The 12,093-nt window shown below is 54.8% G+C and carries 12 protein-coding genes; 4 read left to right on the forward strand and 8 right to left on the reverse strand.

Going from position 1 to position 12,093, the window contains the following annotated elements; genetic code table 11:
* On the reverse strand, positions 1-112 hold a 112-nt coding region (locus tag ACWVCN_RS02265), incomplete at its 3' end, for a 50S ribosomal protein L27 (RefSeq protein ID WP_455243898.1).
* A gap of 12 nt (positions 113-124) precedes the next feature.
* Positions 125-439, reverse strand: a complete 315-nt coding sequence (rplU, locus tag ACWVCN_RS02270; RefSeq protein WP_455243888.1) for a 50S ribosomal protein L21 — start codon at positions 437-439, stop codon at positions 125-127.
* Positions 440-601: 162 nt separating this feature from the next.
* On the opposite strand from rplU, the gene ACWVCN_RS02275 reads away from it, so the two are divergent.
* A complete protein-coding gene (locus tag ACWVCN_RS02275) occupies positions 602-967 on the forward strand; it encodes a PilZ domain-containing protein (RefSeq protein ID WP_455243889.1) in 366 nt (121 codons plus the stop codon).
* Positions 968-1,052: 85 nt separating this feature from the next.
* Positions 1,053-1,964, forward strand: coding sequence for a branched-chain amino acid transaminase (locus tag ACWVCN_RS02280; protein WP_455243890.1), 912 nt, complete (start codon positions 1,053-1,055; stop codon positions 1,962-1,964).
* A 196-nt stretch (positions 1,965-2,160) separates the two neighbouring features.
* Here ACWVCN_RS02280 and secG read toward each other — a convergent pair whose 3' ends face one another.
* From secG to gap, 4 genes are all read right to left on the reverse strand, one after another.
* Positions 2,161-2,517 (reverse strand): preprotein translocase subunit SecG, encoded by a 357-nt coding sequence (secG, locus tag ACWVCN_RS02285; protein WP_455243891.1) that lies wholly within the window; start codon positions 2,515-2,517, stop codon positions 2,161-2,163.
* Between the two features lie 10 nt (positions 2,518-2,527).
* Positions 2,528-3,301, reverse strand: coding sequence for a triose-phosphate isomerase (tpiA, locus tag ACWVCN_RS02290; protein WP_455243892.1), 774 nt, complete (start codon positions 3,299-3,301; stop codon positions 2,528-2,530).
* A 54-nt stretch (positions 3,302-3,355) separates the two neighbouring features.
* Positions 3,356-4,549: a phosphoglycerate kinase gene (locus ACWVCN_RS02295; protein ID WP_455243899.1), complete on the reverse strand. Its 1,194-nt coding sequence runs from the start codon at positions 4,547-4,549 to the stop codon at positions 3,356-3,358.
* Between the two features lie 63 nt (positions 4,550-4,612).
* Positions 4,613-5,626 carry a type I glyceraldehyde-3-phosphate dehydrogenase gene (gene gap / locus ACWVCN_RS02300; protein WP_455243893.1) on the reverse strand — a complete coding sequence of 338 codons (1,014 nt, stop codon included), beginning with the start codon at positions 5,624-5,626 and terminating at the stop codon, positions 4,613-4,615.
* A 250-nt stretch (positions 5,627-5,876) separates the two neighbouring features.
* On the opposite strand from gap, the gene ACWVCN_RS02305 reads away from it, so the two are divergent.
* Together ACWVCN_RS02305 and ACWVCN_RS02310 are read left to right on the forward strand one after the other, a co-directional pair.
* Positions 5,877-8,264 (forward strand): endonuclease MutS2, encoded by a 2,388-nt coding sequence (locus tag ACWVCN_RS02305; protein WP_455243894.1) that lies wholly within the window; start codon positions 5,877-5,879, stop codon positions 8,262-8,264.
* Positions 8,265-8,758: 494 nt separating this feature from the next.
* A complete protein-coding gene (locus ACWVCN_RS02310) occupies positions 8,759-9,106 on the forward strand; it encodes a PilZ domain-containing protein (protein ID WP_455243895.1) in 348 nt (115 codons plus the stop codon).
* 642 nt (positions 9,107-9,748) lie between these two features.
* Here ACWVCN_RS02310 and ACWVCN_RS02315 read toward each other — a convergent pair.
* Positions 9,749-11,107, reverse strand: a complete 1,359-nt coding sequence (locus ACWVCN_RS02315; RefSeq protein ID WP_455243896.1) for a sigma 54-interacting transcriptional regulator — start codon at positions 11,105-11,107, stop codon at positions 9,749-9,751.
* Positions 11,108-11,225: 118 nt separating this feature from the next.
* A partial coding sequence (queG, locus tag ACWVCN_RS02320; protein ID WP_455243897.1) for a tRNA epoxyqueuosine(34) reductase QueG occupies positions 11,226-12,093 on the reverse strand: 868 nt, incomplete at its 5' end.

The following is a 12,093-nucleotide window of genomic DNA, read 5'->3' on the forward strand; positions in this document are numbered from 1 at the left end:
CGATGATCGCCCCAGCCTTGACGGTTTCACCGCCGAATGCCTTGACTCCAAGATATTGCGGATTGCTGTCCCGACCGTTTCTCGATGAACCGCCGCCTTTGTTTGTTGCCATGGCTGTTCTTCCTTACGCTGTTTCGATGCCGGTGATGCGGAGTTTGGTGAACCCTTGGCGATGGCCCTTGGTCCGCCGATAATTCTTCCGCCGTTGTTTCTTAAATACCATGATGGAGCGAGTCCGGCCTTGTCCGACGATCTCCGCGGTCACTTTCGCGCCTGTGACCAGGGGCTGTCCCACAAGGACACCCTTGTCGCCATGGACCAATCGAACTTGACTCAGTTCAACTGTACCGCCGACTTCGCCAGGAAGGCTTTCAACTTGCACGAGGGTGCCATTTTCGACCCTATATTGCTTGCCGCCTGTTTCTACGATTGCATACATGTGTCACTTCCTCCATAACAGAACATACTTCTCTATCACAGTGATTTGAAATGTGTCAAGGAAAGACCCTGGCTTCCGGTGGAAGCGGAAAGACCTACTTGGGCGATTTCTCCCCCGTTTGTAGGCTGTTTTCGTAAGAGATGACCGGGCTATGATAGCCCCATGAAGACAACGACAAAAAAAGTTCACCCGAGAAAGTTCGTGGTCCGGCCATATCGCCGAATCCCCACCTGGTATAGCTCCTATTACTTGAGCGGAACCTTCGTCGGGAAAGGTGTGGTCATGAACCTCTCCCGCACAGGGATGCGAGTGTTGGGAGATCATTCCCTGCAGCCAGGTACCGAGCTATCGGTACGTGTGATAGTCGACGAGCATGGGCCACCGATTGAAATTACTCGAGCTTCAGTTCAATGGGTCAACCAATACGAATTTGGCTTGAAGATAGAAGGCCATGCGCCCGGGGCTGCCCATCGAATTGCGGATTTGATCACTCAACAGGCACGTTCACACCGTGAAGGGCTCCAGTAGAATTGGTCACTCCGCACTTCACATTCGTTTCCTGCCCTTTGCTTGACGCTCCTTCCAGGCCGCTGCTATAGTCCGATTCCTCGTAATGGAACCTCAAGGAAAAATCTGGATGGACGGGTCGTTCGTTGATTGGGCGGACGCGAATGTCCACGTGCTGACCCATTCCCTGCACTATGGGCTGGCTGTGTTCGAAGGAATTCGCTGTTACAAAGGGAAGTCCGGCTCGGCGATTTTCCGCCTCCAGGAACATGTCGATCGGCTCTTCGAATCGGCCCACATCGGCATGATGGAGATTCCCTACGAGAGGAAGCAGGTTGCGCAAGCCATTGTGGAAACCGTCAGGGTCAATAAGCTCGAGGCCTGTTACATCCGACCGCTCGTTTACATCGGTTACGGTGCAATGGGTGTCTATCCTGGCGACAATCCGATCAAGTTAGCAATCGCGGCATGGAAGTGGGGAGCCTATCTCGGAGAGGATGCCCTGGCGAACGGGATGCGGGCTCGCGTGTCGTCGTTTACAAGGCATCACGTCAACGTGTCGATGACGAGAGGCAAAATTTCCGGTTACTACGTGAATTCGATTTTGGCCAAGCGTGAGGCCAAAGCGGACGGCTACGATGAAGCAATTCTGTTGGACCCGGAGGGTTATGTCTCGGAAGGGACAGGTGAAAACATTTTCATCGTTCGAAAGGGCCGCATAAAGACTACTCCGTTGACCTCCATTCTCGAAGGGATTACCCGCAATTCAGTGATCGACCTGGCAATGGAGCAGGGCGTTCCCGTGACGGAAGAACGTTTTACGCGCGATGAAATGTATATTGCGGATGAAGTGTTCGTGACGGGAACGGCTGCGGAGTTGACGCCGGTTCGAGAGATCGACAATCGCCGTATTGGAACCGGGAAACCTGGTCCGATCACCCTCAATCTGCAAAAGCGGTTCTTCGCCATTGTACAGGGAGAGGATCCGAGCCACGATTCCTGGCTTACCCGCGTTTAGGTAGCGAACAGCCCACGCCCCTTGCGTCTCGCCTCGCTTAAACCCACAAGATGGCTCGGTCCGTACCCTTTGGAAGTTCTCTTGCTGCAGTCTTGCTATAGAGTCCGTTCGATCGTCTTGTCGGGAGGGCAAACGGCCTTTGGGCGCGGATAATCGCTCCTCCCTAACCTCGACGCAATCTTAGGGGGCTGTTGCTTTAATGCGTGGCGGAAGAATCGCCGGAGTGGGAGTCGGCCGCTGGTTTATCGGCAGGAGACGCTGGCGTCGTCGGAGCCGGTTGAGAGGTTTCTTTTTTGTTCAGGTCAATAACGGTGGAAGCGAAGTTCTTCTCCCTGGCCATAATGGCAAGGGTCATAGAGGTCACCATAAAAACGACAGCAACGATAACTGTGAATTTGCTCAAAAAATTTGCCGGTCCTCGGCTGCCGAAGACGGTTTGACTCGATCCGCCGAAGGCCGCACCTATCTCGGCTCCTTTGCCGGACTGAAGAAGAATAGCGCCGATCATAAGAAAACAGGCGATGATATGAATGATAATTACAAGCGTATGCATGACACTCCGCTCAGTTAGCGCATTTAACCTTCGCGACGAGGGCGATTGTAGCAAACGATTCCGCTTTCAGACAAGCCCCTCCCACAAGGGCGCCGTCGATCTCGTCCGCCGTAAGCAGTGATCCGGCGTTCTGAGGCGTTACACTCCCGCCATAAAGGATCCGAATCGACTTGGCTGCGTCTGGACTCCATTGTTTCGCGATGCAGGAGCGAATGGTCTGGTGCACAGCCACTGCCTGTTCCGTGGTTGCGGCCCTGCCTGTTCCTATGGCCCAGACGGGTTCATAGGCGATGGTGACGGGTGCCATTTCTTGAGTCGTCAATCCTTTGAGCCCTTCGATGACCTGTCCGGTGACGACGGATTGTGTGCGGCCGCCCTCACGCTCTTCGAGCGATTCGCCGACACAGAGAATCGGGCGAAGGCCGCTTATCAATGCGGCTCGAACTTTCTTGTTAATGTCCGCGTCCCGCTCGCCGAATAGCTTCCGCCGTTCAGAATGGCCGAGGATGACGTAGCTGCAACTAAGGTCGCGTAGCATGGGCCCCGAGATTTCTCCCGTGAAAGCACCGTGTTGCTCCCAATGAAGATTCTGGGCTCCAATGCCGAGTCGTGTTGATGAACCAAGCGCAGTACGGACCGATTCTAGTGCTGTATAAGGCGGAGCAATGACGATCTCAACCTGAAGGCCAACATCGATCTTCGCCAGCAGTTCTCGGACGAACGACGCGGCTTCCGAGGCCGTCTTGTTCATCTTCCAGTTTCCAACAACGAGTGGTTTACGCACGTGATCTCGAGTGTATGAAAAGAGTGATGAGAGGAAGAGGGAGGCTCGCTCCCGTTAATCCTTCCGCTCCGGCAGGGCCGTCAAACCTGGGAGTTGCTTGCCTTCTAATAGTTCCAACGCTGCCCCGCCTCCGGTAGAAATGAACGAAATATTCTCGGATTCCCCAGCCCGGTGGACAGCCATGGCGGTTTCGCCTCCACCGACGATCGTCAGAGCGTAGGCATCAGCGATCGCATGGGCGACGGATAGGGTGCCGCGCGCGTAGGCATCGATTTCGAACACGCCCATCGGTCCGTTCCAGAGAATGGTCTTCGCGTTTTGGACCGCTTCAGTGAAGAGTTTTACCGAGGCGGGGCCGATGTCGAGGGCGTACCAACCCTTTGGAATTTCCTGAACCGGAACGATCTTTGTTTCCGCGCCAGGCTCGCGGCTGGCCGCGACGACACAGTCTACGGGAAGATAAAACTTCACGCCGCGGGAGAAGGCATGATCCTCTATGCCTTTGGCGAAATCGAGCATGTCATTTTCGACGAGCGAATTGCCGATTTCGAGGCCTTTGGCTTTGAGGAATGTAAAGGCCATCCCGCCTCCTATGATGACCTTGTCGACGCGTTTGCCAAGATTTTCAATGACACCGATTTTGCCCGAGACTTTGGCGCCGCCGAGAATGGCGACGAAAGGACGAACTGGGTTTTCGACCGCCCCTTCCAGGTATTCGATTTCCTTCTTGAGTAGGAATCCAGCTGCTGATGCAGAAATAAATTTAGGAATACCGACGGTGGAGGCATGGGCGCGATGTGCAGCGCCGAATGCATCATTGATGTAGACATCTCCGAGAGCCGCTAAAGATTTTGAAAAGTCTTCGTCGTTCTTTTCCTCGCCGGCATGGAACCGAAGATTTTCCAGGAGCATGACGTCGCCTGGTTTCATTTTTCCGACAAGGTTCTGGACGGCCGGCCCAATGCAGTCCGGAGCGAAAATCACGTCTTTCCCTAGCAGGCGTCCTAACCGTTTGGCGATCGGAGCAAGGCTGAATTTCGGGTCAAACTTGCCTTTTGGTCGTCCGAGGTGCGAACACAAGATGACTTTGCCAAGGTCGTCGACGACGCGGTTGATGGTAGGGAGCGTGGAGCGAATTCTCGTGTCATCGGTGATCTGCAGCGAGTCGTCCAGAGGCACATTAAAGTCGGCACGGATGATCACTCTCTTTCCGGAAAGTGCCAGGTCGTCGATGGTCTGCTTGTGCAGGTTCATAGGCTGTCCTTCAGATCTGTATACAGCAACCCGTACGACTGATGGAAAAGATTATGCTCAACGGCCTTTGGACTTGGCAGCAAGCACCTTGATGAGATCCCGGACGCGGCACGAGTACCCCCATTCATTGTCATACCAGGCGGTCACTTTGACGAGCCGCTTGTCGATCACCGCCGTCAGCGGTGCATCGACCGTGGCGGAGTGATCGTTGCCCTTCTGATCGATCGACACGATGGGATCTTCCGAATATTGAAGAATGCTTTTCATCGGCCCGCTGGCGGCTTTGCGAAATGCCTCATTCACTGCGGCGACATCGCAGTCCTTTTCGGTTTCCACTGTCAGATCCACTAAGGACACGATGGGGGTCGGGACGCGAATCGCCAACCCATCCATCTTCCCCTTCAATTGGGGCAACACAAGATGTAATGCCTTGGCGGCGCCGGTACTTGTAGGAATCATCGACATGCCGGCAGCACGGGCCCGTCGCAGGTCCTTATGTGGCAGGTCGAGGAGTTGCTGATCGTTGGTATAGGAATGGATCGTGGTCATCACGCCATGCTTGATACCGAAGTTCTCCATGAGGACTTTGGCGACGGGAGCCAAACAGTTCGTTGTGCAGGATGCGTTTGAAACGATGCGGTGCGTCTTTGGATCGTATTTGTCTTCATTGACGCCCAACACGATAGTTACATCCGGGTCTTTTGCCGGGGCGGAGATGATAACTAATTTGGCTCCTGCGGTGAGGTGCTTGCCTGCGCCATCGCGATCGGTAAAGCGGCCTGTTGATTCAATAACGACGTCGATGTTCAAATCCTTCCAAGGGAGTTCTTTGGGATCTTTGACGGCGAGCACCTTGATGGGCTTCCCGTCGACGAGAATCTGGTCGTCCTTGGCTTCGACGCTTCCCTTTAACGTTCCGTGCACGGAGTCATATTTCAGCAGGTAGGCGAGCGTTTTGGCATCGGTAAGGTCGTTGATAGCCACAAACTGCAAGTCCTGATCTCCAAGCGAGGCACGCAGCACATTCCGCCCGATCCGACCAAATCCGTTGATTCCTACTCTGATCGCCATAATCCGAGTTGTCCTCCAACAAAAAATTAGCCGGTTTTATACCGGCCTCAGTGTGCGCGATAGTATCGGTGACCTCCCACCTTGTCAAGTGTTACATAAGTGGTAATCCCGCGTTGGTAAAGAGGTTTTAGCCACGCAAGGCCATGAAATTACGGAGCATCACCGAAGCAGTGATTCCTTTCTTGCTTCGACGGTCGGTGCTTCGCTAGAGTCCGGGGCCACTGTTTAATTGGCATCCTGAGGAACGGCCATGGAGCTCTTCGAGCAAACGACACAAGTCTTGGAGTGGGGCAAGCTGCTGGAGTTGCTGGCAGGCCAGGCACGCTCATCTCTGGGCGCAGCCCGGTGCCGATCTGTCGTCCTGGCAGATGATCTTTTTACCGCTCAACGGTTGCAACAACAAACGACAGAAATGGTGCAATTGCAAGAAAGTACCGACACCATTCCATCGCTCTCCTTTCCTGACATCCGCGAATCATTGGCTCGTGCGGGCAAGGGCGCCGTGTTGGAGACGCATGAACTACGCGACCATGCTGTGGTCTTTGCCTTGTGGGAGGACATCCATCGTTATATAAACCGGCATGCAGCGGAGGCCCCGGCGCTGTCAGTAGCTACTCAAGCGCTTCGGTTCGGCAGCGAGCTTCGGGGGGTCATGCAGGCGCTGGAGGTTTCCATCCATGCAGACGGTTCGATCAAAGAATCCGCGACGCCGGCGTTGCGGCGCCTGACCCACCACGCCAATGAGTTGAAGCAGCGGATTCGCCAACAGCTGGACCAAATTCTCCATTCACGGCGCTACGCAGATTTATTACAGGAACAGTATTTTGCGCAACGTGAAGGCCGCTACGTGGTGCCGATCAAGATCGAAATGCAAGGGCGGGTCCCGGGAATCGTCCACGACGTGTCGTCCAGCGGTGCGACGGTCTTTCTCGAGCCACGTGAGCTCGTGGACTTGAACAATGCCATAAAAGTCGCTGATCGGGAGATCGATCGGGAAGTTCGAAAGATTCTCCGCGAATTGTCCGAGGCGGTTGCAAAGCACGAAGATTTAATCGTGGCGGGCGTCGATGTTCTGGCTGATCTCGACGCAATCTTTGCAAAGGCCTCCTTCGCCCGCCAGTTGCACGCCCAATCGGTGTCGTTGAACAGCCAAGGACTCGTTCGATTGAAGCAGGCGAGGCATCCGCTGTTGGTCCTCTCCAAGGACCATGTGGTGGCAAATAATATAGTGATTGACGATTCGGTGCAGGTTCTTGTCATTTCCGGCCCCAACACCGGAGGTAAGACCGTTACGCTTAAGATCGTTGGTCTCTTTGCCCTCATGGTGAGAGCCGGATTGTTGCTTCCCTGCGATCCGGAATCGGAAATGGCGCTGTTTCCCGAAGTCTATGCCGACATCGGCGATGCGCAGGATCTGACACGCGACCTCTCAAGTTTCTCCGCCCACATGACTCAGATGATCCAATTGCTCGACGAGATGCAGGAAGGGCGCCAAGCCTTGGTATTGCTCGACGAACCGGTCACCTCGACTGACCCGACGGAAGGCGCGGCCCTGGCCGAAGCCCTGTTACATCGCTTGGCCGCACTCGGCCTGAAGGTCATCGTGACGACACACTATAGGCCGCTCAAAGCCTTGGCCCAGACGACGCCCGGATTTGCCAATGCGAGCGTCGAATTCGACGTGGCGACGCTCTCGCCGACCTATCGGCTGTTTATGGGCGTGCCGGGAGGGTCGTCGGCCATTGAGATTGCAGGGCGATTGGGGATGGATGCCTCTTTGCTCGATGATGCTCGACAAAAACTTGAGAAGGACGATCGCGCCTTGGAAAAGATGTTGGAAGATCTCCACGCCAAGCAGCGGCGTCTCACGGAGGATCTGGCCAAAGCAATGACGGCCAGGGCCGAAGCGGAAGAAGCGGCGCGGCTGGCTAAGGAACAGTTGGCGAGGCTGGAAGCAACCGAACGGGAAGAGCGCAAGGGGCTCAAGAAGAAGTTGCAAGAACAATTCAGTCGTGCGCGCGCTGAGGTACAGGCGACGGTCGATGCCGTCAAGCGCGAGCAGAAAATGATCAAGGCGAAGGAGGCCAAACAACGGCTGGCCGAGCTGGAGGTGCAATCAAAGGTGGAGTTGGTGCCGATCGGCGAGCCGGTACCGTTCGATCGACTGCGTGTGGGCGACCCAGTTGAGATCACCGGCCTCGGAATGATGGGAACGTTGTTAGAATCTCCGCAGGGAAAGAAGCGTGTCCGCGTAAAAGTTGGGGAGGGGGAGTTGCTGGCGACCGTGGCGAATCTGGTCGGGTTGGCCCGTGAGTCCATTTCAGAGCCGAAAACGGCCATCTCATCAGCTTCACGGAAACCTGGCGGCTCGACTCGTTCCTATCATGCGGAAGAGCAGACGGTGGTGGATGTGAGGGGTAAGGCGGTGGACGATGCACTGGATGAGGTGGTGGCGGCGCTTGACCGTGCCACGCTCGACGGCACGCCTGCCATCCGGATCATCCATGGACATGGCACTGGCAAATTGAAGGCCTCGCTTCGCGAGTACTTGAGGGTTTCACCATACGTTGAAAGCACACGTTCCGGCGACCGCAGTGAAGGTGGCGATGGGGTCACGATCGTCAAGGTACGGTTATGAGTAGGCAGCTGGAATGCAGTTTTAGTCGCGGAATAAGTACAACGTAGAAGGGTACCAGCTTTCGTTGAGGAATAAGAGAAAGAGAATTATTTCGAAGAGGGTTTGTTTGGGTGGCATTCGTTCGATGCGTGCAGGGGGAACTGGATCAGGCTGCTTCCTTGGGAGCAACGCTTAGGGGAGCCTCGAGATTCATTTGCAATGGGATAAGGGTAGCGGGAGACCAATCGACGCTGAACGACTACAAGTATGCAAGTTCGGCAGCAGTGACAAGATTGGTGCCACAGGTCAAAAAGAGGTAAGCGTTTTCGCCTAGCCGCGGTGTGCAGTATTTCCCTCCGAATTGGCTCGCAGTGTCTGGAACGCAAAAAATCCGGGCAGAACAGGATTCGGCGTCGGTCCCTCCTTTTGAGGCACACTGAGGCACACCATTTGAGGAATAGTAACCGACTGTTTTTGCGGCTAAATTTGAATTGAAGATGTCATGGGAGGAGAACATGCTAGGGCGATCACACCCTGTGCGTCGACACACCCGTTGGCCAGCTCGCTGGCCCCTTCTATACGGGGATCGAGAATTTATAGCGCGAGGGACTATGTTGGATGTCTCGGCCAATGGGTGGCGAATGGCTGGCCCGATGCCTGTGCGTCCCGGAATGCGGCTCAGTTTTTGGGTCTGGCCTCCTGAGAGGCCTGAAGGCATCCACGTCGAAGACGCCACCGTCCTCTGGGTGAAAGGTTTTGAGTTTGCTCTCGAAGTGCAAAACATGGAGCCGATCGATCGCGAATGGCTCACACAATTCCTGGAGCGCACGGTGGGATGGTGGCTGGTTCCGCGGGTGGCGTAGCGTTGTTCCAGATTAGGGACCTTTGGGCTGATATCGGCATTAAATGTGTCGCATCGATGATGGCGAAGATGAAAGAGGTTCTGTGAAGGATACGGTTGGTTACATGTTACGAGAAGCCTGGAAGCAGAAGGGCGAGCCTCGATGTCATCACCCAGAGCGCGAAATTGAACGTTCATTTTCCGGAACAGCTACAGGTTGTCATGTCTGTACTACCTGCGGGCATCTCCAGCGAATGTCATCGGCGAGGGTAGGGGAAATGGCGTCTTAAATGCGTCCAAACTGTTAGGTGTCCGTCAGTTTTTTTAAAAGCCCCTTGGACGGGAAAAAGTCCGTGCCGTAGTGCAGACTCCACTAGCCTGCAGTTTGGTATCCGGTTTGGTCGAAGAAATAGGGGAGAAGTTAAAGACGATACCCTAATACTACACCGAGTGATCAGATGCTACACGGTGTTCAGCCGAGCTGTCCTAACTGTTGTTCAACAGATTGTTCTAGGGCTCTGCGCCACGGCTGGAGGGATTTTCTCTTACGGGCGTTAGGTAGGTTTCCATGGCTTTGCAGAGTTTGCAGGACGCGATTTTATCTGCGACGAAGGTTATAGCTGCGGGCGTTTTGGATCAGCTGGGAGGGAATTTCTGCCTCTTGCTACTGGATATTGTACTTCGCCATGCGATAGCGAAGGGTGTTGCGGGTGATCTTCAATAGGCGGCTGGCTTCGGACACATTGCCTCCGGACTTGCGGAGCGCCTCCTCCAACATCTTCTTTTCCATTTCCTGAAATGAGAGTCCGAAAGCCAGCAGAGAAGGCTTTTCTGTGGGCGCTGCGGGTGGCTTTGGTTGTGTCATTCGAAATGTCGGCGGCACATGCTCTGGTCGGATCTGCGTGTCTTTACACGTGATCGTCAGCCCTTCCACCACGTTGTGGAGCTCACGTACATTGCCTGGCCAGTCGTGACGCTGGAACAGGGTTAGTGCCTCCGGCGTGATGCTTTGTATACGGCAGCCTTGGCTGCGGCGCGCCGTGTCTAAGAATGAGTGGAGAATCGGTTCGATATCCTCAGGTCGTTCGCGGAGAGGTGGGATGCGGAGTTGATACACGTTCAGTCGATAAAACAGGTCAAGACGAAAGCGTCCTGCTTTGATCTGTGAGGGAAGATCTTCATTGGTTGCAGCGATCACTCGAATGTTTACCTTCACGCTATGCGTGCTACCGAGGGGGTCGATGACGTGGTCTTCCAGCACGCGGAGTAACTTAGCTTGGGCAGTCAGGCTCATCTCGCCAACTTCGTCGAGGAAAAGGGTTCCGCCTTCGGCCAGTTGGAAGCGGCCCGGCTTCGCCTGCTTCGCATCTGTGAAGGCCCCGCGTTGATACCCGAAGAGCTCGGATTCGAGCAAATGTTCTGGAATGCCAGCGCAGTTCAACGCGATGAAGGGGCCTCTCGCTCTCGAGCTTTCCATATGGATGGCACGAGCAAAAAGCTCCTTCCCGGTTCCGCTTTCACCAGTGATCAGGACCGTTGCATCGGTCGCAGCCACTTCTGCAGCCAAACGTTTAAGAAGCTGCATTTGTGGAGAAACGCTGACAATCTTCTGAAAACCCTGCAAGAGATCTGGAGATGAGGGTGGGATTTCAGGCTGGCGAGATTGGGTTCCAAGAATTGCCTGATGAAGCGCTTCGGCAGTTAACGGCTTCGGAAGATAGTCGCAGGCTCCCCGGTGAATCGCATCGGTCGCCGCTTTCGCAGAATCGACAGCTCCCAAGATGATCACAGGTATGGGCGGTTGCGCTTGTTTGGCCCGGACCAGCAGCTTGTCGCACTCGATCCGTCCTCCTTCATCATCACAGATAGCGAGTACAAGGTCTTGTTGGCGTGAAATAAGCCGAAGGGCTTCTTCTGTTGTTTGAGCCGTAAGAAGAGTGTTTGGATACCCCGAAAGGGCCTGCTGGAGAATCGGTTCAATGGTTCGATCGGTTGTAATAAGCGCAAAAGTAGGAGGATCCACAGGAGCACTCTCCTTTCTAGGCCCCCATCGCCGACCGCCGAAATTAACTTAGTTACCCTACTCCTCTTTAAGGCAGGATGGAAGGGGGATGAACTGCTAAGAGGCAGGGTGCGAGGTGTTATTGATTTGCCTGTGCGATAGCTGCATTGCGCTGGAGGCCTTGAAGTTTCGCCCGGTTGAGAGGGCTTTCGTGGAAGTGTTCCGCGAATACAGCTTCGTCGAATGAAGCTAATTCCTCTAGCCGCGGAGCCAGGGTGATCGGGGAGGGAGAAAAGGCCGGATCGTTGGTCCGTTCTCCTCGAAGGTTGAACGGACATACGTCTAAACAGTCGTCGCAGCCGAATATATGTTGTCCCATACGAGAAGCTAGATCATCAGGAATTTCTTCACGGGTACCGCGGAATTCGATCGTCAAGTAGGAAATACATCGAGTGGCATCTACGACATACGGCTCGATGATTGCGCCGGTTGGGCAGGCCTGAATGCAAAGGGAACAACTCCCGCAGAGGTCTGTAGCCGGTTCATCGTGCGGTAGCTCCAGCGTGGTGAGAATTTCTCCCAGTAACAACCATGAGCCATATTCAGAGGAGACCAGATTCGAGTGTTTGCCAACCCATCCGAGTCCGGCCTGTTGCGCCCAGGCTTTTTCCATGATGGGGCCCGTATCGACATAAGATCGGGTGGCGGATTCCGGGTCGAGTTCTCGAATTTTTGCTTCTAATTTTCTCAACCGCTTGCCGATTACGTCGTGGTAATCCTTCCCCCAGGCGTAGCGAGCTATTCGTCCCAACCCAGGGCCTTCTGTCGCGCGGTGGCCTGTGTCGTAATTCACACCGACAGAAATGATTGATCTGCACCCAGGGAGTACGACCTGCGGGTTTGCGCGGCGAGCAGGATTGCGAGCCAACCAGGACATCGTCCCATGATAGCCGCCGTGGAGCCATTCCTGGAGTCGATCAAAGAGCGTGGCTGAGAAAGAGGGAACG

The sequence above is a fragment of the Petrachloros mirabilis genome (assembly GCF_975968855.1).